The sequence below is a fragment of the Nocardia sp. TBRC8007 genome (assembly GCF_056629435.1).
The window spans coordinates 24,959-47,816 of sequence record NZ_JBWSOR010000030.1; the positions used below are offsets into that span (position 1 = coordinate 24,959).

The 22,858-nt window shown below is 63.8% G+C and carries 22 protein-coding genes; 12 read left to right on the plus strand and 10 right to left on the minus strand.

Going from position 1 to position 22,858, the window contains the following annotated elements; all coding sequences use genetic code 11:
- Positions 1-3: 3 nt before the first annotated feature.
- Genes ACX4ZE_RS18295 through ACX4ZE_RS18320 form a run of 6 tightly spaced genes read right to left on the minus strand, consistent with a single transcriptional unit; the run spans position 4 to position 4,581 of the window.
- On the minus strand, positions 4-741 hold the full coding sequence (locus tag ACX4ZE_RS18295; protein ID WP_480274673.1) for a methyltransferase domain-containing protein: 738 nt from the start codon (positions 739-741) through the stop codon (positions 4-6).
- Positions 738-1,358 (minus strand): GNAT family N-acetyltransferase, encoded by a 621-nt coding sequence (locus tag ACX4ZE_RS18300; protein ID WP_480274674.1) that lies wholly within the window; start codon positions 1,356-1,358, stop codon positions 738-740. The genes ACX4ZE_RS18295 and ACX4ZE_RS18300 overlap by 4 nt, the downstream gene beginning before the upstream one ends.
- Positions 1,355-2,842, minus strand: coding sequence for an FAD/NAD(P)-binding protein (locus ACX4ZE_RS18305; protein WP_480274675.1), 1,488 nt, complete (start codon positions 2,840-2,842; stop codon positions 1,355-1,357). Before ACX4ZE_RS18305 ends, ACX4ZE_RS18300 begins: the two co-directional genes overlap by 4 nt.
- A 14-nt stretch (positions 2,843-2,856) precedes the next feature.
- Positions 2,857-3,465 carry a class I tRNA ligase family protein gene (locus tag ACX4ZE_RS18310; protein WP_480274702.1) on the minus strand — a complete coding sequence of 203 codons (609 nt, stop codon included), beginning with the start codon at positions 3,463-3,465 and terminating at the stop codon, positions 2,857-2,859.
- On the minus strand, positions 3,398-4,243 hold the full coding sequence (locus ACX4ZE_RS18315; protein ID WP_480274676.1) for a class I tRNA ligase family protein: 846 nt from the start codon (positions 4,241-4,243) through the stop codon (positions 3,398-3,400). The genes ACX4ZE_RS18310 and ACX4ZE_RS18315 overlap by 68 nt, the downstream gene beginning before the upstream one ends.
- A complete protein-coding gene (locus ACX4ZE_RS18320; RefSeq protein ID WP_480274677.1) occupies positions 4,240-4,581 on the minus strand; it encodes a cupin domain-containing protein in 342 nt (113 codons plus the stop codon). Before ACX4ZE_RS18320 ends, ACX4ZE_RS18315 begins: the two co-directional genes overlap by 4 nt.
- 302 nt (positions 4,582-4,883) lie before the next feature.
- On the opposite strand from ACX4ZE_RS18320, the gene ACX4ZE_RS18325 reads away from it, so the two are divergent.
- A complete protein-coding gene (locus tag ACX4ZE_RS18325; protein ID WP_480274678.1) occupies positions 4,884-5,081 on the plus strand; it encodes a hypothetical protein in 198 nt (65 codons plus the stop codon).
- Positions 5,082-5,572: 491 nt separating this feature from the next.
- Here the strand turns inward: ACX4ZE_RS18325 and ACX4ZE_RS18330 are convergent, their stop codons facing one another.
- Both ACX4ZE_RS18330 and ACX4ZE_RS18335 read right to left on the minus strand, forming a co-directional pair.
- Positions 5,573-6,469, minus strand: coding sequence for a phosphotransferase family protein (locus ACX4ZE_RS18330; RefSeq protein WP_480274679.1), 897 nt, complete (start codon positions 6,467-6,469; stop codon positions 5,573-5,575).
- A gap of 3 nt (positions 6,470-6,472) precedes the next feature.
- The gene (locus ACX4ZE_RS18335) at positions 6,473-7,795 is read right to left on the minus strand and encodes a helix-turn-helix domain-containing protein (RefSeq protein WP_480274680.1); all 1,323 of its coding nucleotides are present in this window, start codon (positions 7,793-7,795) and stop codon (positions 6,473-6,475) included.
- A gap of 698 nt (positions 7,796-8,493) precedes the next feature.
- Between ACX4ZE_RS18335 and ACX4ZE_RS18340 the strand changes: the two genes are divergently transcribed.
- From ACX4ZE_RS18340 to ACX4ZE_RS18385, 10 genes are all read left to right on the plus strand, one after another.
- Positions 8,494-9,750, plus strand: a complete 1,257-nt coding sequence (locus ACX4ZE_RS18340; RefSeq protein WP_480274681.1) for a phosphomethylpyrimidine synthase ThiC — start codon at positions 8,494-8,496, stop codon at positions 9,748-9,750.
- A 4-nt stretch (positions 9,751-9,754) separates the two neighbouring features.
- Entirely contained in the window at positions 9,755-10,789 is a 1,035-nt protein-coding gene (locus tag ACX4ZE_RS18345; protein WP_480274682.1) for a nucleotidyltransferase domain-containing protein, read from the plus strand.
- On the plus strand, positions 10,786-11,766 hold the full coding sequence (gene galE, locus ACX4ZE_RS18350) for a UDP-glucose 4-epimerase GalE (protein ID WP_480274683.1): 981 nt from the start codon (positions 10,786-10,788) through the stop codon (positions 11,764-11,766). The genes ACX4ZE_RS18345 and galE overlap by 4 nt, the downstream gene beginning before the upstream one ends.
- A gap of 16 nt (positions 11,767-11,782) precedes the next feature.
- Positions 11,783-12,583 (plus strand): class I SAM-dependent methyltransferase, encoded by an 801-nt coding sequence (locus ACX4ZE_RS18355; RefSeq protein WP_480274684.1) that lies wholly within the window; start codon positions 11,783-11,785, stop codon positions 12,581-12,583.
- Between the two features lie 69 nt (positions 12,584-12,652).
- Positions 12,653-12,964: a WXG100 family type VII secretion target gene (locus ACX4ZE_RS18360; protein WP_480274685.1), complete on the plus strand. Its 312-nt coding sequence runs from the start codon at positions 12,653-12,655 to the stop codon at positions 12,962-12,964.
- A 119-nt stretch (positions 12,965-13,083) separates the two neighbouring features.
- On the plus strand, positions 13,084-13,659 hold the full coding sequence (locus tag ACX4ZE_RS18365) for a hypothetical protein (protein WP_480274686.1): 576 nt from the start codon (positions 13,084-13,086) through the stop codon (positions 13,657-13,659).
- A 6-nt stretch (positions 13,660-13,665) separates the two neighbouring features.
- Positions 13,666-14,508 carry an IS701 family transposase gene (locus ACX4ZE_RS18370; protein ID WP_480274687.1) on the plus strand — a complete coding sequence of 281 codons (843 nt, stop codon included), beginning with the start codon at positions 13,666-13,668 and terminating at the stop codon, positions 14,506-14,508.
- Positions 14,493-14,903, plus strand: coding sequence for a hypothetical protein (locus tag ACX4ZE_RS18375; protein ID WP_480274688.1), 411 nt, complete (start codon positions 14,493-14,495; stop codon positions 14,901-14,903). The genes ACX4ZE_RS18370 and ACX4ZE_RS18375 overlap by 16 nt, the downstream gene beginning before the upstream one ends.
- A gap of 380 nt (positions 14,904-15,283) precedes the next feature.
- Positions 15,284-16,144, plus strand: a complete 861-nt coding sequence (locus ACX4ZE_RS18380) for an Ig-like domain-containing protein (protein WP_480274689.1) — start codon at positions 15,284-15,286, stop codon at positions 16,142-16,144.
- Between the two features lie 835 nt (positions 16,145-16,979).
- Positions 16,980-18,365 carry an MFS transporter gene (locus ACX4ZE_RS18385; protein ID WP_480274703.1) on the plus strand — a complete coding sequence of 462 codons (1,386 nt, stop codon included), beginning with the start codon at positions 16,980-16,982 and terminating at the stop codon, positions 18,363-18,365.
- A gap of 166 nt (positions 18,366-18,531) precedes the next feature.
- Here the strand turns inward: ACX4ZE_RS18385 and ACX4ZE_RS18390 are convergent, their stop codons facing one another.
- Together ACX4ZE_RS18390 and ACX4ZE_RS18395 are read right to left on the minus strand one after the other, a co-directional pair.
- Positions 18,532-19,743, minus strand: a complete 1,212-nt coding sequence (locus ACX4ZE_RS18390) for a fatty acid desaturase family protein (RefSeq protein ID WP_480274690.1) — start codon at positions 19,741-19,743, stop codon at positions 18,532-18,534.
- A 632-nt stretch (positions 19,744-20,375) separates the two neighbouring features.
- A complete protein-coding gene (locus ACX4ZE_RS18395; RefSeq protein WP_480274691.1) occupies positions 20,376-21,362 on the minus strand; it encodes an NAD(P)-dependent alcohol dehydrogenase in 987 nt (328 codons plus the stop codon).
- 268 nt (positions 21,363-21,630) lie between these two features.
- Here ACX4ZE_RS18395 and ACX4ZE_RS18400 point away from each other — a divergent pair, with 268 nt between their 5' ends.
- Positions 21,631-22,851: a sensor histidine kinase gene (locus tag ACX4ZE_RS18400; RefSeq protein WP_480274692.1), complete on the plus strand. Its 1,221-nt coding sequence runs from the start codon at positions 21,631-21,633 to the stop codon at positions 22,849-22,851.
- Positions 22,852-22,858 lie beyond the last annotated feature (7 nt).

Sequence of the window (22,858 nt, forward strand, 5' to 3'; positions counted from 1 at the left end):
TGGTCACTTGTCGAAAGCCACGGTGATGCATTGACCGAGATGGTTCTGTGCCATCCCCGTCACCTCCAACCCGCAGTCGGTGAGCATCGAGATGATGCTGGCCGAGCTGAACGACTGCGAGACGAACCCGTCCTCACCACGAAATCGCACCCCGCCGTAGGGGGCGCGCTCGACGGCAGACAGCTCCACCCCGCATGCGGTGTAGTAGCCCTTGCGCACCTCGGTGGTCCATAGATCGGAGTTGAACACCGACACCAGCGCGTGCCCGCCGAAGTAACGCAGCGCCTCGAAGGCCGTCGCGGGATCGGGCAGGTTGCCGAGCAGGTTGAAGGGGAAGACGAAAAGCGGCTTGCGCCCGGTCAATTCGTCGCGCCAGACCGACGGGTCGGTGACATCGCCGACCAGCGCGGTCGCCCGGCGCGTCAACCCCTGATCGCTGATCCGGGCCCGCAACAGGTCGATCCCACCGATGTTGACATCGATACCGAGGTAATCGATATCGGCCGACCGCGCCACTTGCAGGGCCCGGCCGTCATAGCAGCCGAGCTCCACCAGCAGATCGCTGCCGTGTGTGCGCGCGCTCTGCAGCACGGTCAGCGACTCAAGCTGCAGGAACGACAGCAGTTCGTCGGGGAAATTGGCTACGCACATGATCGCTGAAGCGCCACGCGCGCGGTAGAAGTCACCGCTGGCGGCCGGTTTGATGGGCATCAGCGGGCCACCGGAGTCGAGTGAGGTCATCGCGCACCTTCCTGCGATAGTGGCACTGTGGTGCGGCTGACCAGTCGAGCGATGAGTTTGTCGCGCAACAGCGGCCATTCCGCAGCCAGTATCGAATACACGATCGTTGTGCGCAGACTGCCGTCGCGCCGCCGGGCGTGGTTCCGCAATGCGCCTTCCTCGGTCGCACCGAGGGCTAGCACGGCACTGCGGGACCGGGTGTTTCGATCGTCGACGTTGAATTCGACCCGTGCCGCTCTCATGATGTCGAAGGCGTGGTCGAGCAGCAGCAGTTTGGTCTCCGGGTTCGCGGCGGTGCCGTGTACCGCCGCGGAATACCAGGTGAAGCCGATGGTGACCCGCCCGTGCAGCGCGCTGGCATTGTAGAGCGAGGTGGAGCCGATCACCCGGTCGCTCGTCCGGTCGATGACGGTGAGTGTGTGGCGGCCCGAAGCCAGTGCGGCGGCGACTGTTTCGACGGTGGGCGGCGCGGATTCGATCCCGTGGGGAAAGTAGGTGAAGAGTGCGGGGTCGTCGTAGGCGGCGGCCAGCCCCGATGCGTCGGCAAGCACAGTAGGGCGCAGCAGCACGTGCTCGCCGGTGAGGGTGGGCGGTCGGGTCCAGCTGTCGTTGGTCATCGCGAGATCCTCCTGTCCTGTCGACCGTCCTCGACCTCGTGATCGGCCGCGGCGGCCTGCGCGCGGATATGCGCCACGATGCCGCGGGCGTTCCAGGTCGCCTGATACAGCGACGAGGAGTAGAGCAGTGAGCCGCGGGTGGCGAACCCGAGCGCGTGCACGCGCGAGTTCGCGCCGTCGGGGCGAACGAGCAGGCCGGTGGTGTTGTCGACCCGTACCCCGCCGTAGTCCTCGCCCTCGGCCCAGCCGTTGCTGACGAGTAGTTGCTCGAACTCATCCTGCTCACGGCTGGTGGCTTCGCCGGTGCCGTCGACGATCGCGTCGAAATGCCGGGCCTTGGTGTCGGTGCGCACGAACCAGCCGATGTCGTCGCGTTCGGCCACGCCCACCGCGATCTCGATCCGGCCCGCGTCGAGGGCTTCGCGCAGCATGCGGGCGGTGCGTGGCGGGATGGGACTGCACACCACCTGCATCAGGCGGTAGTACCGGTCGACGAATTCTGCGCGGTCGGCGGCGTCGAGGCCGAACCAGTACGTGGGCAGGTCCCGATTGGCCATGGTGATGGCGATGTTCTGGATCTTGCGGTGAGCCTCGGGCGCGGGTGTGGTGTCCCGGAATCCGATACTGCCCCGGCGCAACCGGTCGAGGTAGGAGCGCAGATCGGCTTCGGTGATATCGTGCGCGTGCAGCTCGGCGCGAAAGTGCGCTTTCAACTCGGCCAAAGTCGCGCCCACCGAATCCGGGCGCGGCGGCAGGGTCAGCGCCAGATCGGTGGTGTAGTCGGCGCGCACATCGGGAAGAATCCCGGTGCGGGAGAACATCGAGACGACCCGGGTGTCGTCGCTGGCGATGAGGGCGAGCGCACAGTCGATCGCGGTGAGGCCAGCACCGAGCACCGCAACCCGCGACTTGTCCGCAGTGGCTGTGACGAGATCACGTAGGGGATATGGCCGCAGGTGGTCATCCGCGGCTGGGGCGCGGCGGTGCTGTCGACCGTGGCCGGTACACAGGATCAGGTGGTCGACCTCAAACACCTGATCGGCCACCGTGACCAGCACCATCTCACCGATGTCCTCGAATCCATCCGCGTATCCGGTGATTCGGCGGATCGGGGCACCGGCCTCGGTCCACTGGTGGTCGATCTGGGCGAAGCGTTCTGCGAGGTAGCTGCCGAAGAAGGCTCGGGTATAGTACTCGCCGTCGATCGCGTCCGGGGTCGTTGACTGCTCGGCGACCCAGTCCAGGAAATCGTGCTGGTTGTCGAAGACCACCGACATGTGCCGGGCTTGGCGGTTGACCAGCGCGCAGTCCAGGTCGTCGCGGAACACAGCGCCGACCCCGCGTCTGGCGTCGCCGCCGTCGATAAGCAGCACCTGTGGCAGCGTGGCGCCGACGTATACCCGGTACAGCTCGTAAAGGAGTGCCAAGCCGGCCGAGCCCGCGCCGACGATGCCAATGCGCTGTGCGTTGTCAATATTGTTCACGTCGTCCTGTCGAATCATATGAACAGCTCGTCCCGCACCACTGCGACGAGCTGCCGCAGTTCGGTGCGCTCGTGCGCGGTGGCTCGAGATGAGTCGGCGAATTCCAAGGCCTTGTCGAGTCGGTTGCGCAGGTCGGCGACCGAGAAGCGCGCGGGTACGGCCAATTCCGCGAGAATGCCGCGCAGGCGTTTGCCGACGTCGGTGGTCGGCGCGTCGAAAGTGGTGCGGGCCTGCGCATCCGGCGCTCGGGGTACCGCAACTCCGCTGACGAGATCGGGGGCGAAGTCCAGAGCCGTGTACTCCGGACAGGCTGCGGCCAGCGCCGCCCGCACCCGGTGTCGCGGGGCTGTGGCGATCAGATCGCGGGCCCACACCACGTTGTTCTTGCTTGAGGAGATCTTGCGGCCATGCAGATGCAGGAACCGATTGGCCTTTAATGCTTCCGGGAGGAGCCCGGGCAGGCGCAGGATACGGGCCAGCACCGGGAACAGCACGCTGTAGTAGTAGCTGTTGTCCACGCCGAAGTAGTACGAGATGCGGGGGGCGGGGCCGCACTCAAGTGCGGCGCGGATGTCGTCGAGAGTGCAATCTGCCGGGAGACCAAGCGAACGGCCGACTTGAATAGGCGTGCGCGAAGAAGATCTCCAGCCAGGCGTTGACCACCCTGCCTTCGGCGACCGCGTATCCGTAGTCGCTGCGCAGCGTCGCGGTGACGGTGTGTTCACCGAGGTCGCGGACCAGCTCGACGATGAAGCGGTTGTCCACACTCAGCGTGCCCAACCACGAACGCACCCAGCCCATATCGGCATCGCTGATCCGCAGGACAGTCGGGATGTCGGTTGGATCGGCAGGGACGAACGCCGCGGTGCCGGTGCCTTCTTCGGCTGGTGCGATCAAGTCGACCACGTCCAGCGGCACACCACAGTTCTCGCACACGTTCGCGAACGCGTGCTGCAGACAGCGCGGACAGAATCCAGTGACGTAGGCCTCCACGGCACTGCGCCCGGACTCCGCACTCACCAGCTCGGTGCGTGCGAGCATGCGCTCGTCGGCGAACAACTGAGCCAGCGCCGCAGCCAGGTAGCGGCGGTACTCGGGGGTGGTGTTGTCGATACGCTGCCCAAAACCGATACCGTATCGCAGGTAATCGGCATCGATGTCGGCGGTCATCGCCAGCCTGAATTCCTCGGTCTCGCGGCCGAGTTCGCTGGCCTTCTTGGCGACATAGGTCTGATAGTTGTCGATATGGGAGCAGTGCTCGGCTTGTCCGCCGAGCAGCCGCAGCAGGCGGGTGTTGAGATCGGCGCGCAGGTACGGCCCGGCGACGTGTCCCACATGCAGTGCCCCATTGGGGGTGGGCGGCGGCGTGAAGATCAGATCCCGACGCAGGGCACCGGTCACTGGGGCTCGCTCCACCACACACTGAACAGCCGGAAGGGCTCGGTACCAGAGTTGATCACGGTGTGCAGGCGGTCCGGGGGCAGGACGACGACGTCGCCCTCGTTCAGCTCCTGGGTCTGCCCCTCGACCCAGACGGTAGCATGGCCATTGATCAGGTAGAGGAACTCGGTAACCGGGTGCTGGTGTTTCTCAATCGACTCACCGGGTTTGAGATACGAGACCGCAGAGCCGAGTGCGGTGTTGCTCGGGCCGGTCGCGGCCAGCAGCTCTGTGAAACGCCTGATCATCACGGTGTACTCGGGTTGGTAGCTATCTGCGTTCTGCGGCTCGTAGAGCATGGTTCCCCCTTCGCATAGCGGGTCGAGCGTGCTCCGGCAGCGGGCATCGTTCGACCATGGCAGGTCGTGCAAATGTGGCGACGGCTCATTGCCCGAGATCCCGCCTTCCAGTAAGGCAGTTGAGTCTCCCCCTCCGGCCGAATGCAACAGAAGGCGTTGTGGGCCGACCGGAATGCCAGCCTTTACCAAGGCTGCCGTCGTATAGGTACGTTAACGTTGCGACCCACCTTAATGCGACTAAATATGACATGGATCACTTGCCGTAGCCATTCAGCGCGCGCACCCGCTATGGGTGATGCCCGGTGCACGCGCTGGTCCTGCGGCGAATGGGCCCGGAGGTGCTTGCCAAGTCCCCTGCAAGACAAGGGCTTTCACCGCCTGTCGGACGACAAAGGGGTCTACGCCACCACGGCATCGGCTACCTGCACTACCCCTACTTCAACAAGGAACGCCCCGTCCTCGACGACACCCACGCCGTCTACGAGAAGGCGCTGAACTGAGCGGACGGCCCGGCACCACGGCAACATGTCTCGGGTACCAGACTGCTAACGCCAGTTTCCGTTCAATTGGACCCCACATGCCGTTTCTGCATCGAGGGGATCCGCTGCACGAGTGTCAGTAGGTCAGCGGTGGCGATGCAGACTTCCTCGCAAGATCGTCGCGGTCCGCTCCGATGTCGTGGTGGCCTTGAGCAACCACCGCGCCCCCGGACACTGCACGGACCCGCGTGGCCGAGGATCGCAACGCGTGGGCACTGTGCGCGTGCGCCGCGTATATGGCCTGGTGGCGGCCACCTTCACGGGTGGCCGAGGATCGCAACCCCCGTCGGCCATGGTGGCGCTATCGGCTGGTGTCGAATAGCGGGTCAGTCGCCGGGTGCGTAGCGGTTCCAGGGGCCGCTGGCGTGCTCGCGGCGGCGGTGCCCAGGTCCAGGGAAGTCCGGAAGATCCCAATCCTTGAATCATCCAGCAACACGACAACTCGAGGGTAATCAACTGATGGCCTGCCATACGACGCTACGGTCTCCGTGGTGCAGTGATTCCACACGTCGGCGAAGTTCGTGCGCGGCTCGGGGTGTGTTCGAAGCGAGTCGGATGTAGGACCCGAGCGAGTGGTATTCGGTGATGTCTCGTAGCAGTGGCCAGTCGGGCCATTCGAGGAGGTCGTAGCCGTAGGCGTTGACGAACTCGGCGCGTTCGCTGGTCGGGGTGTGGAAGTGGTCGGGCAGTGTGCCGACCAGGTCGAGCTCGCGGGGACCGAAACATGCGTTGTCCCAGTCGATGAGCACCCATTGGCCATTGTCCGGTATGACGTTCTCGTCGTGTGCGTCTGCGTGCACCAGGCCCCAGCCGAGGGGGTATCGAGTCGTGCCGAACGCTGTGGTCAGTTCGCTGGCGCGGGAGCGCAACTGATCGCGCTCTCGGCTGGTCAATGCTGGCTCTGCTCGTGCTTCGTCGATGTCGAGTGCCTCGTTCAGCCGCTGCAGCGGCTGGTATTTCGGGGTGTCAAACGGCGGTACCGGCTGCGTGTGCAGGTGCCGGACGAGCCGGGCAACGTCAGCGGCGGTGGGCTGTTCAGTGGTCGGTCGGTACGGCCAGAATGTTGCGACCGCCGTGCCGGTCAGCACCGGTTGTTCGCCGGGCAGCGGGTTCAGCGCGATCGGTCCGGTCGTGGTGGCCGCAAGCCATCGGGTGAGCTGAATACTGGTGGTAGCGCGTGTTCGGCGTACAGCGGTGTCCGGTGCAAGTCGGACGATCACGTCGTCGTTGACCAGCCAGACAGCGTTCGACCGTCGATGCAGCAGCTGGGCTCGGTGTGGGCTGACCCCGTATGTGTGGCAGGCCTTTTCGAGCTCTACACGGTCAGGGAGCGCGCTGTCGGCTGCCACCGGTCACACTGCCAGAGCTGTGGTGATATCGGCTTGTAGTTCCAGCACTCCTGGCGCTCGCTGATGGCGGGCCGCGACGGCGTTCAGGTCTCGCAGGCGTGCGTAGCAGCGCTGCGAGGACAGCGAGGTTACCGCGGTGACGGCGTCGTGGCCGGCTTGCACCGCGGAGTCGATGTCACCGGCTTGGAAATGCGCGACCGCGAGGGTCGGCAGCACGACGGCCCGGCTGCGTTCGTGTTCGGCGGGATGCTCACGCACTGCGGTAGTCAATTGCGCGGCGGCGGATTCAGCGAATTGCGGATGGGTCAGTGACAGCAGATGCAGCGAATGCCCGTGTTGGGCAGCGATTTCCGCATTGGTGACATACCACGCCCATGGCGGTGTCGTATCGGTGGTAGCGGTTCTGTAGAGGTCTTGGGATCCAGCTAGCGCCCTCTGGGTCGGTTCGGGCTCGCCGAGTGTGGCCCAGCACCAGGCGGTGACCGCATGGATGTAACCGGCAGTGATCTGCGATACCGGGTGCCTGCGGCTGGTGGAGGTTGCGGCGGCCAGTTGAGCGAAGGCCAGAGCGTCTTTCGGTTGCTGCAGGTGGAGCGCTTGGTGGGCCATGTCGAGCAGGATGACGACCATGAGGTCGGTGGAGCGTGGATTGTCATCGGCGCGTTGCGCAGTGTGCAGGGCGTATGTCCACAGCCGCCGCGCCGCGTTGTGGTCCTCGGCGTCGTAAGCGAGCCATCCAGCCATGCTCGCTAGTTCGGCGGTGGCGATCTGCAGCCGTGCTCGGACACCTGGGGTGCAGACGGCGTCGTCGAGGGTGGCGACCTGATGCAGCTGGCTGAGGGCGGCGGTGCGGCACAGGCCGCCGCCGTGGGCGAGGTCCCAGCGGCGGAATCCCTCGCTGATGGCTTCGATCGCGTCGATATCGGTGTCTCCGATACGTGGTCTGGTCACCGGTTCGAGTCGGCTGGGTAGCAGGCCGGCCAGGTGTTCGAGCTCCGGGTGCAGCCGCGATCCGAGCGCTGCCGCGGTTGCCAGGGTGAGGAAATCTCTGCGGTCCACCCAGTCCACCTCCTCGGTGGCCAGGCTACCGGCCTCGACGGTGGTGTCCACATGGAAGCCGAGAAGTTGCGCGGGCACCGCGAACATTGTCGAGATCCGGGCAGCCAGTTTGGCGCCGGTCAGCCGCCTGGCGCCGCCTTCGATCTCGGAGACCCGCGCCTGGCTCAATCCGACCAGGGCGGCGAGCTGGGACTGTGACAGCCCGGTGAACTTGCGGATCGCGGTGAACACGACTCCGAAGTCGTGGTCGGACAGCGCGATCCGCATCGCCGTGGTGGTGAAGAAGCCGGCGGGCAGGGGTCGGCGGAAGCCAGCTGCTCGTGCGCATCCAGCACACAGGCTCGCGGCAGTGTCGATCGCAGTGCCGTTCCCGCAGGAGCGGCACTGGTGTCGGTTTCGCATTCGCATGAATCCACGCTTTCGGCTGGGCCGGCGGCTGGTTCATTTCACCGTAACCCCTGGTGCCGCGTGACGGCCCGAAACGCGACCGGTTCGCTGTGAACCGGCAATCCCCAGTGGGGATATCCCGTACGGAGATTGGGCCGCCCGCCTGTCGGCGCGACGCTGAATGCGGCATCCCGCGGCGAAAATTTCAGCACCGAACCGACGGCGATCACCGCGCCGGTGACACTCGCCCCTGGATGCCTCCCACACCTGTTGAGGAAGGGCGGCGGTAGCGATGCTGACATCGGATAGACGGGACCTTCTCAGTGCCCGCTACCAGGATTATGGGCGAGATCCAGGCCAGCTCGGGTCTGAATGCGCCCGGCTCGTGCTGGGTCTGCACGCCGGGCACGGGCCCGGCTGCATGCCGTATCAGGCCGCGCTGGCCTCGCTGTCGACGGTCTTGGACTGACCGTGCTCGACTCCATGTCCACCTGCCTACCCATCTCACAGGTGCAGCGATCCGTCACCTCGGATCGTCGGTGCCATTGCAGTGGAACATTATTGGAAGGAAATATCGAATGACTGTGTTGACTGCCGACACCCAATTCATCGAAAGCTGTGTCGACGAGGGACTTGATCCCGAGGATGCGGCTTCTGCCATCGGGATCGGGCAGCTGGTGTTTCTGCGCAGCGCCGCCAGCCGCACCCAGGACGACTACGCGCCGCTGCTGGTCGGGGCAGGCACCCGCCGTAAGATCAGCGCCCTGATCGGGTTGGGGCCGAAAGACACCGACCGCGACAAGATCGTGCAGACGATGAGCGTGATCCTGGCCGCTCAGCCGGACGCGGTGATGGACCTGACCACCAACCCCGAAGGGATCGCGTTGCGCCGCGACCTCAAGGAGGTCATGGGTGTGCCGCTCGGTGCCTGCGTCACCTACGACCTGTTCACCAACCCACGAAAGAAGCTGTCCCGCAGTGAATTCCTCGAACGATTCGAACAAGGCCTGACCGGTGGGGTCGATTTCGTGCTCGCTCACTTCGGGACGAACCCGGCGCTGTCGGAGATGATGGGCCGCTCGAACCGGATCATGCCCACCACCTCGCGGGGCGGTGGCCTGATCGACCGCTACATGCGCATTCACCGGTGCGATAACCCGCTGCTGGAACATCTCGACGGCATCATCGAAATCTGCCGCCGAATGGAGGTGGTCGTGGATCTGGGCGACATCTTCCGGCCCGGTGCCACCGCCGATGCCGGGGACGAGATGAAGTGGGCGGAGATCCAACTGCTGGCCGAGGTCCGCAAACAGATCCTGGCCGGTGGCGTGCAGGTGCTGTGTGAATCCGGCGGTCATATCCCGTTGCACCGTATCGGCGAGCTGATTCCCGCCTATAAGGAAGCACTCGGTGGTGCGCCGTTGTGGCTGGCCGGTCCGATGGTCATCGACAACGCCGTGTCCCTGGACTCGGTCGTCAACACCATCGGTATCGCCGCTGCCGGTGCCTGTGGCGGCGACATGTTCGCCTCCATCACCCAGGCCGAGCACTACGCCATGCCCACCGCAGGAGACACCGCCGACGCGGTCCGCAACGCCCGCGTCGCGATCACCGCCCTGGAACTGGGCCGCGGCAATACTGCCGAGCTCGCCCGCCAGGAGGCGATGAGCCGAGCCCGCCGCAAGAACGCCTGGACGACCCAAGTCGAGCACGCGATGTACCCGGACCTGGCCGGCCAGGTGTTCCTGCAACAGGATCTACTCACCGACGGCAAGCCGTGCACGATCTGCGGCATCTACTGCCCGCACGTGGTCACCGCGAAGATCGGGCAGTAGCACGATGGACACCACAACCCTGGCCCGGCGCATCATCACCACCCTGCCCGACCCCGACCCCGCCGTCACCACCGCCGCCCGAGAGGTGGCGAACTCGCTGCGCAAGCTGGGCGATCTGGTATCCACCCGCGACTGGCTCATCGTCGGCGGGTCGCTGGCCCGCGGCGAGCCGAGCTTCGCCCGCACGAACGCCGGGGACCCGACGTTGCTCAGCGACATCGATCTGCTGTACGTGTACCAGGGAGAGCGGCCGTCGACATTACTGCGGGAAGTCATGAATCTAGCCGAGACATTTTTTCCTGCAGTGGAATTGATGGCGATGCCGATCCGGGACTATCAGGTGGTGGCCACCTCTCTCGGCCACGATTTCAAGAACATCGGTGTGCCGTTGACCCGGCACGGTCTGCCTGCCCACACCGGGGTGCGCCTCGATGAACGCGACGCCTACGAAATCCTGCTGTACTACGTGATGTGCTGGTTCTGGTCCGGCCTGTCCGAAAACTGGTTCGACGGTGACACGACCACCAAGTTCCACCTGACCGTGAACCGGCTGTGCATGAAGGTACTGCGCGCCACCGCCATGCTCGACGGCGCCTACCGACACCACGACCTACACATGATGCCCCCGCGAGTGGCGGAACGGATGCGCGCCGAGCTGGCCTGGCGGACCGCTCCGCTCGGCCGCCCCGCCGACCCCGGCCGGTTCTGGTCCTATGTGGATGAGGCGTTCCGGCGGTTCGACACCCGCTTCGGGTGGCCGCGGCCGGACGCGGTGGCCTTCAGCGCCTACTCCCAGACCCCGAGTGGTCACATCATCGCCGAGTACCAGCGGACCGCGCAACGACTCGGCCGAGCGGTAGCGCATACGTGGGCCGCCACCGGAGACCGCGCCGAGGTCGCTACGGTGGTGCCGAGTGTCTGGGCTCGGATCACCGGCTGGACCGGAACGAACCCTCCGCCGGGCCCACGGCAGTACTTCCGAGAACACCGCGCCACCATCCACGATCATCTCCTCGCCATGAAAGTACAGGCTAAATGAAGGTTCTGGTCACAGGTGGCGCCGGCTACATCGGCGCCACCGTCGCTCGCATACTTCTGGACCACGGCCACCAAGTCACCGTCGTCGACGACCTGTCCCGCAACGACGACCGGCAGATCCCCGCCGACGCCACATTCGTCCGCTGCCGCGTCCACGACATCGACCAAGTCCTCACCCCCGACGCTGGATTCGATGCGGTGCTGCACTTCGCGGGCCTGATCGCCGCCGGGGAATCGATGCGGCACCCCGGATGCGGATGGCACTGGGACAACAACACCCGCGCTTCCCTCGCCCTCCTGGACGCCATGCACACCGCAGGCGTCACCCGGCTGGTCTTCTCCTCCACCGCCGCCGTCTACGGCGAACCGACCGAACTGCCGCTCACCGAGAACTCACCGACCAACCCGGTCAACACCTACGGCGCAACAAAACTAGCGGTCGACCACGCCATCGGCTCCTACACCCGCGCCGGATCGTTCGGTGCGGTGTCGCTGCGCTACTTCAATGTTGCCGGAGCCCACACTGCGCCTGACGGCATGATGATCGGTGAACGTCACACCCCCGAAACACACCTCATCCCGCTAGCACTGGACGCAGCCGCGACCGGCAGCACATTCACACTGTTCGGTGACGACTACCCGACTGCCGACGGCACCTGCATCCGCGACTACATCGGACTGACCGACCTCGGACAAGCCCACCTGCTCGCCCTGGACGCAATCCAACCCGGTGAGCACCGGATCTACAACCTGGGCAACGGCATCGGCTACAGCAACCAGCAGGTCCTCGACGCTATCCGAGAGGTCACCGGCCTACCACTGGACATCGATATCGCCCCACGCCGACCTGGGGACCCAGCCGCTCTATACACCTCCTCGGCTCGCGCGCAAGAAGAACTCGGCTGGACACCGGCCCAACCGAAGATCACCGACATCGTCGCCGACGCCTGGCGATTCCACCAACACCACATGCACTGACCCAGAGGAGATCCAGATGTCCGCACCATCCCTGGACAGCGAATACTCCGACACCACAGCACTCGCCACCCGCATCGCCACCCACGCCCGATACTCCGAACACCCTGATGACCCGATCGCCGCAGTACTCGATGCACTAGGGATGACCGGTGTCGAAGACCTCGCCGATATCGGCTGCGGCGACGCACGTTTCCTCGCCCGTGCCGCCGACGACGGACACTGCGGCCGCCTGGTCGGCGTCGACAATGCCGCAGCAATGGTCGCAGCCGCCGCGCGCGTGCCCGGTGTGGAGGCGGTTCACGCCGATGCGGCACGAACACCGTTCCCCGACAGCATTTTCGATATCGTCACCGCTCGGCACATGCTGTATCACCTGAACACACCGCAGAAGGCGCTGCGGGAATGGCGACGCATCACCAAACCCGACGGTCGAGTCGCGATCACCGTCAACCATGCCAGCACCTGCCACCGCACCCACCAACTCGTGGCCGAGCATGCTCGCCGGTACGGGATCACCGAACCGACCGACATGATGAACCCAGACGTCAACTCCGACACCATCGCCGACATGGTAAGCACCGTGTTCCCCACGCACACAGTCGCCACCTGCGACAACGCCCTGGTCTTCACCGAACCAGAACCAATACTGCGCTTCGCCGAAGCATTGTTCAGCTTCTGCGGAATCACAGCCGAAACACCCGAACGGCCTCAAATCCTCACAGACATCGCCGACACCCTCCACACCTGGTTCGAAACACATCCTGGCCAGCAATGGCGAGACCCCAAGGGCTACACCATCATCATCGCTAACCGCTGATCCGAGTTCGGCAACGAAACCCACATGGCCTGAACAGGGGTTGGCCCGTGGGACTGGTAAGGAGAGCCCATGACCGAATATCGAGTCGACCTCGAACACCTGGACGCCGTCACCGCTCGCGTGGCCGGATTGCACGGATTCGTCACCGATTCTCTTCGCGAAGTCGAAGAACGCATCGCGACCGTGCAGGGCAACTGGAGCGGGGAAGCCGCTGCCGCACACGCCACCGCACACGCCGAATGGGTCGCCGCAGCAGCCAAGATCGCTTATGGGCTGGAGAGGAACCGTACTGCGGCTGCGGCGGCACACCGGGAATACGGTGCCGTGTCAGCGGCCAACATCGCCATGCTCGGACGCACCGGCACCAGGGTCGCTGAATGACCGTGCTCGATGTGTCGGTGCCGGTCTACTACGACACCGCAACCAAGATCGCTGATGCCGCCTCCGAATTCTGAGCAGCTGTCGACGCCGAGTTCGCCAGTCTGGACGAGGCAACCGACATGACCGGAAGCTACAGCGAGGCCAAGAAGTGGGCTGAAAGCTACGACGAGCGTGCCGCCGAGATCCTGCGCCTGGTCTCCGAGATCGCCGGCGCCGCGCACGGATACGCCCTGATCTTGCAGCAGATCGGCTACAACCACGAGTGCGCCGACCACATCGCCACCCTCGGCGCCGGAGCTTTGCCTGCACCGCCGACCGCGCCGATACCACCGGTGCTCGTGTGTCGTATCCCGCTACCGTCCGCTGGTGGCCCTGGTAATGGTCTGGTCGATGCTGGAATCGGATTGGCCGAAAAGATCGGCATCATCGTCCCTGACGGCAATGCCGCCACCTTGTCGAACGCCGGTGACACCTGGGATCGCATAGCGCACGCTGGGGCGGTAGCCGGGTTCCCGGCCGCACTCGAGGCCGCCGCCGCATTCGAGGCGGTCACCCACCGACCCACCCACCGACCCACCCGCCGACCCACCCGACAGCCCCGTGTCCGAGGCGCAGGACCTGCGCCGACTAGCGGTAGTTTGTTGATATCGTTCGGATATGGGTGGAGTGTAAGAATGTCGTGTTCATCGGGGTGATGGGTGATGACCGCGCGTGTACCGTGCCCGCCGGCTCCGGGCCCGTTGGAGGATTACGCGGTTCGGTTCGATGACCTGTTTGCGGTATTGTCTCAGCGCCGCGGGGTCCGGGAGTATCTGTGTGGGTTGCTGGCTCCGAGGGACCGTAACAAGACGCTGATGGCTCTGGCCGGGGCCGAGCCGGTGGTCGGGGCGCGGCATGCGGCGGTGCAGCGGTTGGTGTCGGAGTTGACCTGGGACCCGGATCGGATCGAGGCTCGACGCCTCGAGTTGCTGGTGTCGGATCCGGTGAACGCACCGCACCCGGGTGGGGTACTGGTCATCGATGATTCAGGGGACCGTAAGGACGGCACGGCGACCGCGAACGTGGGCCGCCAGTGGCTGGGCCGGATCGGCAAAACCGACAACTGGATCGTCACCGTGACCACGTTGTGGGCCGATGCGCGGCTGTACTATCCGCTCTCCGCCCGGCCGTACACTCCAGCCCGCTGGTTCGACAAGGGCGAATACGACCCGGATTTCCGCACCGAACCCACGATCGCGGCCGAGCTGAGCCGCCGTGCCCGCGAGGCAGGGATCGGGTTCCAGGCCGCGGTGGCCGCTGCCTACGGCGACATCGACGACTTCCGTGCCGAATTCCGCGCGGCGGACATACCGTTGGTGATGGCGCTGCGACTGCGGCGCGGGATGTGGGCGGCCGAGCCCGTCGCCCATACTCCGGTCGATGCCGTCCGGGAACTGGCCTGGCACGGGCGGAGCCGGCCCGGTGATTGGACCCGTGTGCAGCGGGTGTTCCGTGACGGGCACACCGAAACCTGGTGGGCCGCCGACACATGTCTGGGCTGGTAGAGGCCCGACGGGTCGACCCGGTTGGTGGTGGTCACCACCGATCCGGGGACCCTGCCGGCCAAGGCCACCTGGTATCTGGCCACCGATCTGCCCCGTCCCGCGCCGACGAAAGCCCATACCCGGCAGCTGATCTGGCCAAGATCACCAGGATCTACGGTTTGCGGCACTGGGTGGAGCAAAGCTACGAACAGGTCAAGGACGAACTCGGGTGGGCCGATTTCCAGGTCCGCTCCGACCTGGGGATCCGCCGCCACCAGCCCCTGGTCCACTGTGCGTTCACCTTCTGCTGGAACACCTCGCTCACCGGCTCCGTCACCGCCCCGCCCCCGGAGCCGGACACCGACCCCGGAGAGGGGGGACCGCAACCGGCCCCCGCACCACCGAGCACCAACTAGCCCAAAGCAATTCGCACGGTCCGCGCCTGGCTGCACCCCTGGCTCACGCTATGGCGCTGCTGGACCGCCTGGTCGAACGCGCCCCCACCACCTGAACTACGACAGCTGATCGACACCGTCGGTGCAGGCCACGGCCTGCACCTCTACCTCCCGAACTGACCCAACAAACTACCGTTAATACCAGACCTCACCAGCGACTCAACCCGAAACCACGGTTCCAGATACGCGACTGGGGGCCACGATACCCACAAAAACTGAATTATTATCATTTCAGAAACTGGTCCACTGACCATTCCACCGTGATCTAATGCTGCCCAACTCGGGTGCGGCAACCCCTCTACGACCGTGTCGAGGGACACCCGATGTCTGTGGGAGGAACAATGATGGACAACAGTATGCGGCGGGCGGCTGGTGTGATGGCCGCGTTCGCGGTGGCAGCCGGCTTCACAGTGGCGGCGATCCCCGGCACGGCCTCGGCCGCACCGGGAACGGTCACCTGGACCGACGGGGGCAGCAAGTTCACCCGGACGGTCTCGAACACCAACCCGATCGCCGGCGAAATCATCACCGTCAAGACGGTGTTCGAGCGGACCCGCATACCGGTCGAATACATCTACTCGGTCAAGGACGCGCACCCCACCTGTCTGACTCCGGTCGCGGGCTCGGGCAGAATGGGTGGCGACCAAATCACGCTCGACACCTCGGCCCCGGACTCGGTCAGCGCATCCTTCAGCATCATCAAATATCCGGTATACCGGAACATTTCACCGAAGTCTCAGACCTTCGAGGTGCAGTACACCGTGGGTGTCAACTGCGCCCGCGACACCCCACTGCCGACCTCCATGAGTTACACCGGCTCCCTCGGTGCAGGCAACTACACCGACAAGGGCCCAGCCATTACCGTGTCCAGCGACGTCGTATCGACCACCACGCTCGCCCCGGTGAGCGGCGCCCAGGTCGACAAAGCCGTCACCCTGCGGGCAACTGTCTCCCCGGCGGCAGCGGGCGGCACCATCCAATTCAAGGCGGGCGACCAGGTTCTCGGTGACATTCCTGTCGCCGCGAACGGCACCGCCTCGATTGTCTGGACACCGGGTGCCGCAGGCACCTACAACATCGCAGCCACCTTCTCCGGCCGCACCGGCGTAGCCGGTTCCACCACCACTCGAGCAGTATCCGTGGCCGACGTCCCGACCACCCCCACTCCGACCCCCAAGCCCAGCACCGGCTCCTTCGGCTGATCGTCACACCCAGCACACCGAGATCGGTGCGGTCGGCGATACTCCGACCGCACTGGTCGTATACCCGGAAATTATTGCGGTGCAAGAGCACCCGCGAATGAAGGTGATGAGCGTCGCTCCGAGCTCTCGCGGCGGAACCGTTTCACCCCCCCGGACTCGTAGGTGGTGACACCCGGACGAGTGCCGGTACCGACTTGCGCTTGACGTACCTACTATCGAACTGGCTTACCGGCTCCTGCGCCGAACAGTCGAACGACCTCGGTGATCGTTGCACACCTCGAATGCTCATCCCGCACCTCGGAGACCATTCACACAGCCCGCTTACGCAACTCCGGTGGATACCCACGCCGTCCCATAACACTCTTCCTCATCAGGGTGGCACAAGCGTCCAACATCCTGACTCCGAAAACCCGGGATAGACCAAAGCACCGGAGTTTTCACCAGTTCTTCAGCTATGCCATGCCGCGTCCACCGCGTGCGATGGTCTGGACGGATACGATCCCCGGCCAGCCGGATGACTGTAGTGGAGATCAGGAGTCATCGCCATGGCGGCAGTTGAGATGGTAGCCGCAGTGAGGAAGCAGTTTCAGCTGTAGCGACAGTGGGCAGCAGCTTCATTATCGGGTTCCGACTCTCGACTTGACCTCAACATAACTTAAGGTTCCATGCTGTCTTGATCGAGACGAAAGATCTTCATGGAATTCGAGAAAGTAGGGAGCACGTGACAATCACAGTCGACTATGGGGCGCCCGATCCCAGAGAGAGGAGATACGGTCGGCGTGGCTCGCACGCACTGCGCTGGTGGGCGCTCGGCGTCCTCGGTGCCGCTCAGCTCATGGTCGTGCTCGACGCGACCGTGGTGAATATCGCGCTGCCCACTGCGCAGCAAGATCTCGGCTTCAGCGACAGCGACCGCTTCTGGGTAGTCACCGGGTACGCACTGGCCTTCGGCAGCCTCTTGCTACTCGGCGGACGCCTCAGCGACCTGTTCGGCAAGCGCAACACCTTCATCATCGGCCTGGTCGGTTTCGCGGTGGTCTCCACGATCGGTGGCGCTGCCACCAGCTTCGAAATGTTCGTCGCCGCACGCGTCGGGCAAGGTGTTTTCGGCTCGTTGCTGGCGCCTGCCGCCCTGTCGCTGCTCACTGTAACCTTCACCGAACCAGCTGAGCGGGCGAAAGCCTTCGGCATCTTCGGCGCGATGCCCGGTACCGGCGGGGCCATCGGTCTGCTACTCGGCGGCGCGCTGACCGAATGGGTATCTTGGCGCTGGGTGATGTTCGTGAACCTGATCTTCGCGGCTGTCGTCTTAGTGGGCGCAGTGCTGCTACTGGCGAAGCACACGAGCACTGAGCGACCCCAGCTCGACATTCCTGGCACGGTTGTCGCCACTGCGGGCTTGTTCAGCATCGTCTACGGCTTCTCACGTGCGGAATCGAACGGGTGGACCGATGGCGTCACCCTAGCCTTTCTGCTCGGCGGTATCGCGCTGATCACGGTGTTCGCCTGGCTGGAGACCCGGGTCGCGTATCCACTCCTTCCTATTAGGATCGTGCTCCACCGTATGCGCGGCACCTCCTACCTCACGGTCTTCATCATGGGCATCGGGTTGTTCGCGATGTACCTGTTCCTCACCTACTACATGCAACTAACCCTCGGTTACTCTCCCGTCCTGACCGGCCTGGCATTTCTGCCGATAGTCGCCGCGATGGTGATTTCTTCGACCACCATCCCTACGCTGCTACTACCGAGGGTCGGGCCGAAGATCGTGGCCAGCGGCGGTCTCTTGATCGCGGCGGCAGGCATGGCCTGGTTGACCCGGATCGGTGTGGACACCGGGTATGCCACCCACATCCTGCCCGCCCTGGTCCTGCTGGGTCTCGGCCTCGGCGGCACGATGGCGACCGTTCTCCAGGGCGCGACCTCGGGTGTGCGGTACAAGGACACGGGCGTGGCCTCGGCCATGATCAACACCAGTCAGCAGATCGGTGGATCGATCGGCACGGCGTTGCTCAGCACCATCGCCGTCGCCACGGCCGACGACTACCTGTCCGTCCGCGGATCGGACCCGCTGACTGTCGCTCAGGCCGCGATCGAAAGCTATACCACCAGTTTCGGATGGGCCGCGGCGTTCTTCTTGGCGGGAAGCATTCTCACCGCAGTACTCATGCCGAGCACTGCACCCATGCCCGCTGAAGGAGAGCCGGCACCAGCCCATTGAGTACTATGCCGCGGCACTACACCACCACTGCAATGGACCCGCGGATATCATCGATTTCAGCCGCGGCGTAGTACGGCCACACAGTTCTCGAATAGTTGTCCACGCAATTGCCACCGCAGGATTCCTTGGGTGTGCCGCTGGATAGCTCTTCTGCTCCGGCAGGTATCTAAAGCGCCGCCGGATATGCCTCTAGTTTCACCGCGATTTCCTCGTTGGTAGGCTGCCTTTCGCTCGCTACGAGCGGTTTGGCCTCCCTGCGCTCGGACGAGGTCTCCGGGGCATCGTCAGAGGTGGCTACGAGGAACCTGTCGGGAAACGCCAGTTTGATGATGGTTCTCAGAGTCAGCAGATACTGATAGAAGAACGATCTGCTGGTGTACGGGATATCATATTCCTCCGCGAGTTCTCTGACCTTCCATGAGATCTCTTCCATCCTATTGCTGGGTAGATCAGGGAAGAGGTGGTGCTCGATCTGATGGGATAGGCTACCTGACAAGAACCGCAGAACCGGTCCCGCCCGGAAGTTCGTGCTACCCAAAAATTGCCTCAGGTACCACTCTCCCTTGGTCTCGTCTTCCAGATCTCGCTTGGTAAACTTCTCTGCCCCATCAGGGAAGTGCCCACAGAAGGTCACCACTTGTATCCAGATATTTCTGATCGTATTGGCGGTCAGATCGGCTGTCAGTGTAGTTCTCCAGGAGCTACCGGAGGCAATCGGAAAGATCAAATAGTCCTTCAGGAGTTGCTTCGACGCTTTTTTGCCTACCTCTCTAATTCTGATCTTGAATTTTTTCTTGTCGCCTCTGCCTGCCAGGACTTTGGGTATCTCCAGATGATAGATGCACATACCGAACTCATAGAGCATCGAGATAGGCATCAGATAGAGGAAGTTACCCAGGTGGTACGGCTTCCAGGTGCGATCCCTGGTGATTCTCAGCATGCCATAGCCCTCGTCCGGATCCATGCCGATGACGTTGGCATACACATGGTGGCGAAAGTTATGAGCTTCTCTCCAGTGCTCCGCCGGCATACTGTGGTCCCACTCCCAGGTTGTGGAGTGGATCTCCGGATCGTTCATCCAGTCCCACTGGCCGTGCATGACATTGTGACCGATCTCCATATTTTCCACGATCTTGGCGAGAGTCAGCAGGGACATCCCCGTCCACCACCCCGCTCTGTTGCCGGAGTTGGTAGCCAGGACGATCCTGGCGAGAACCGCGCAAAATCGCTGGAAAGCGATGGTTCTATGTATGTACCTGGCGTCTTTTTCTCCCAGTTCGGACTCGATTTCTTTCCGAAGCAGATCCAGCCTCTGGCCGAACTCCTCAATGTCCTCGGGAGCTAGATGTGCATAGGATCCTACGTCCGATATGGCCATGCTCTTCGTACCTCTTCCTGTTACGAACTCCGCGCAGGAATCTGTCAGGTCTACGGGCGTTAGAGATAGATCGACCTGAGTCGTTTCCATATATCTGCTAGCTAAAGAGGATAGTGCAATATTTCATTATCGCTAGTCTTTCACACAGAGAAGGTGAGAGACTTCGACGTAGAGCACCCCAATGAGTTGCGGTGACGCGCCACCGGCGTCGAGACAGGAAGACCAGTCGGTACACACCGATCTGTCAGCGCTATCCTTTCCATTGTCCATTGCTAAAACAAGATCGTTTGAATTGCTGTTATATAGCCGTCTGCTATAGATATCAGCTGTAGGAATTTTGCTGTGTGGAGCCGTTGCCGTCGTAGTGATGCACGACGGCAACCATCACGGAATTCTTCGACCGGTTGGATCGATTGCGTGCGGTTCATCATGTTGGGCTGCCCGGCACTGCCGGACAAACCGATATGCGGACAGAGCGGAGAATTGATCGCCGCCGGACCGCTCACCATTGGCGGTGCCCCGAACCTCGGAAACCTGGTGAATAATAAGCCACTCGGTGCGAGAATCCCTGCCCGCGAACAGATTGCGACAGCGATGCACCGCTGGGCCCCTGCCGCGCATACAGATTCGAACTATTTCACTGCGATCACGATCTTGCCGCGAGCGTGCCCGCGCTCCAGATAGCCGATGGCATCCGGAAGTTCTTCGAATAGATAGTCGCGGTCGATAACCGGCGTCACCGCACCCGCTTCGATGGCCTCCCGAAGCACCACCAAGTCTTCCGTATTCGGCGCGACGGTGAAAGTCGTCAACCGTTGGCTCACCAACGGAGACATCAGTCGAGCGGCAAGCAGGCGATCCATGGGACCGATCCAGTGGTTGGTGGAGTCACCGCCCGCCAGCACCAGTGTGCCGTCGGGCGCGAGTATCCGCAGGTAGTCTGATGGGGAATATGTTCCGGACAACTGGAACACAGCGTCGTAGCGGTGCCCGCTGCGGATGAAATCCTCTCGGGTGTAATCGATGACGTGATCCGCGCCGAGAGATCGGACCAGCTCGATATTTCCCGTGCCGCATACTCCGGTCACCTCAGCGCCCCAGTGTTTGGCGAGCTGCACCGCGAATGTGCCGACACCACCAGCCGCGCCGACGATCAGCACGCTTTTGCCTGGACCGATCCCCGCGTGATCGCGCAGTCCCTGCACTGCGGTGCTCGCCGCCAGCGGTACAGCCGCGGCCTGCTCAAACGAGAGATTCGCAGGTTTGTGCGCCAAACAATCCACCGGGACGGAGACGTATTCGGCGAAAGCGCCGAAACCACGTAGGAACGGACTGCCGAAAACCTCATCTCCGGGCCGGAATCCAGTGACATCGGCACCGACCGATTCCACCTGCCCAGCCACATCGCAGCCGGGCACCGCGTGCTGCGGTCGCCGCAGTCCCACTTGGAGGCGGGCGATATAGGGAATACCTCTGATCAGGTGCCAGTCGGCAGGGTTCACCGAGGTGGCGTACACACGGATCAGCACCGAATTATCCTCTGGCATTGGCGCGTCGATGTCACGTAACTGCAAAACCTCGGCTGGTGCCCCGTATTCGTCCTGAACGATCGCTTTCATGAGTTGCTTACCTTTCCGATGGGTGATCGCACGTCCTATGGGAGAGCGCTTGCGCAGCACAATCCATCGTGGCGGCAAGCTCGTGTGCAATCTCCCGCCGCGCGGGCATTCGTTTCCCCCCGGAAGACGGGTTGCCGTGCTGCCTCACTCCGCCTGACGACGGATACGGTATCCACACCGCGTGTGATGACTACCCCTCCTGATCGACCTACCTTTGCTTGATGCGCAACAAGTCATCTCGCGACACCAGCGTTCCGGTCTCAAGGCAATGATCGATCGCACCACGCTCTCGCCATCCGGCACGGCGGATGGATTCCGTGGTCCGTTCACCCGCTGGCCGCGCAGCTCGGACGCGACTCTGGCGCTCATAACATTCCTGTTGGTCGTGCATGTCGAGGACCTGCCCGGCGACGGAATCGCACTCCGGTCTATCAGCTCCATACCGGTCACCGCGCTGTTGGTGTTCACCATGACTGCCTCGGCGCTGTACTGGCGGCGCAACGCACCAGGACATATCGCGGTGGTGGCTCTGCTGGCTTGGATGATCGTGACGCTGAGCTTCGACTATGCCGACCTCGGTGCCATAGCGATCATCGCGTTGTACAGCGTCGGTCGCTATTCGGAGGAACCGCGATGGAGCTATGTCACCGTCGTGGGAGCTCTCGTTGTGGTCACCCTCGACGGTCTGCTCGCACACACCGCCATCGCGGAGACCGTCGCCGGTGTCGTGGTCGTGGAATCGGCATGGTACGTCGGCCGGCGCGTACGGCTACGCACCGAGCGCGCCGGGCGACTGCGCCGGGAACACGCCGCTGCGGAGCACCGAATCCGCACCGAAGAACGTACCCGCATCGCACGTGAACTCCACGACGTGGTCGCCCACCGAGTGAGCATGATGACGGTACAAGCGGGCGCTGCCAAAGTCGTGGCCACGCATGACCACGAAGCCGCTCGCCGGGCTATGGCGGCAGTCGAAGACGCAGGACGCCAAGCGCTGGAAGAACTGCGCCATATCCTGGGAGTATTGCGGCCGGATCTCGGCCAGGACAGCCTCGAGCACGACCGCCTCGGCCCCCAACCAGGCCTGGCTGAGCTGCCCGGCCTCATCAAGGAAGTGCGCCGAGCAGGCCTAGAGGCTTCGGTGACGATGAACGATATCGCAGCCCCGCTCGCGGCTCGCGTCGAACTGTCGGCTTACCGCATCGTGCAGGAGGCGTTGACCAACGTGCTCAAACACAGCGGCCCACGAACCCGCACCGAAGTGCGCCTGCGCGGCATCGCGTGTGGCCAGGCCATAGTTATCGAGGTACTCGATGACGGGTCCACGGCCCGCCTCGAACCGGCCGCCCACGCACGACCGCCCGGCCACGGAATCATCGGGATGCGCGAACGGGCCCTACTGTTGGGTGGCAGCCTGGAAGCAGGACCGCGACCGGGCGGCGGTTTCCTCGTGCGCGCCGAACTACCCACAGGAGGGGCACAATCGTGAGTTCCGT

Bases quoted from the DNA above. Each gene is read 5' to 3' on its own strand.
- galE (WP_480274683.1), top strand. From the start codon at position 10,786: ATGAAGGTTCTGGTCACAGGTGGCGCCGGCTACATCGGCGCCACCGTC.
- ACX4ZE_RS18300 (WP_480274674.1), bottom strand. From the start codon at position 1,358: ATGACCAACGACAGCTGGACCCGACCGCCCACCCTCACCGGCGAGCAC.
- ACX4ZE_RS18320 (WP_480274677.1), bottom strand. From the start codon at position 4,581: ATGCTCTACGAGCCGCAGAACGCAGATAGCTACCAACCCGAGTACACC.
- ACX4ZE_RS18385 (WP_480274703.1), top strand. From the start codon at position 16,980: ATGGTCGTGCTCGACGCGACCGTGGTGAATATCGCGCTGCCCACTGCG.
- ACX4ZE_RS18355 (WP_480274684.1), top strand. From the start codon at position 11,783: ATGTCCGCACCATCCCTGGACAGCGAATACTCCGACACCACAGCACTC.
- ACX4ZE_RS18365 (WP_480274686.1), top strand. From the start codon at position 13,084: ATGACCGGAAGCTACAGCGAGGCCAAGAAGTGGGCTGAAAGCTACGAC.
- ACX4ZE_RS18400 (WP_480274692.1), top strand. From the start codon at position 21,631: ATGATCGATCGCACCACGCTCTCGCCATCCGGCACGGCGGATGGATTC.
- ACX4ZE_RS18360 (WP_480274685.1), top strand. From the start codon at position 12,653: ATGACCGAATATCGAGTCGACCTCGAACACCTGGACGCCGTCACCGCT.
- ACX4ZE_RS18395 (WP_480274691.1), bottom strand. From the start codon at position 21,362: ATGAAAGCGATCGTTCAGGACGAATACGGGGCACCAGCCGAGGTTTTG.
- ACX4ZE_RS18370 (WP_480274687.1), top strand. From the start codon at position 13,666: ATGACCGCGCGTGTACCGTGCCCGCCGGCTCCGGGCCCGTTGGAGGAT.
- ACX4ZE_RS18340 (WP_480274681.1), top strand. From the start codon at position 8,494: ATGACTGTGTTGACTGCCGACACCCAATTCATCGAAAGCTGTGTCGAC.
- ACX4ZE_RS18380 (WP_480274689.1), top strand. From the start codon at position 15,284: ATGATGGACAACAGTATGCGGCGGGCGGCTGGTGTGATGGCCGCGTTC.
- ACX4ZE_RS18345 (WP_480274682.1), top strand. From the start codon at position 9,755: ATGGACACCACAACCCTGGCCCGGCGCATCATCACCACCCTGCCCGAC.
- ACX4ZE_RS18375 (WP_480274688.1), top strand. From the start codon at position 14,493: ATGTCTGGGCTGGTAGAGGCCCGACGGGTCGACCCGGTTGGTGGTGGT.
- ACX4ZE_RS18295 (WP_480274673.1), bottom strand. From the start codon at position 741: ATGACCTCACTCGACTCCGGTGGCCCGCTGATGCCCATCAAACCGGCC.
- ACX4ZE_RS18390 (WP_480274690.1), bottom strand. From the start codon at position 19,743: ATGGCCATATCGGACGTAGGATCCTATGCACATCTAGCTCCCGAGGAC.
- ACX4ZE_RS18335 (WP_480274680.1), bottom strand. From the start codon at position 7,795: ATGCGGATCGCGCTGTCCGACCACGACTTCGGAGTCGTGTTCACCGCG.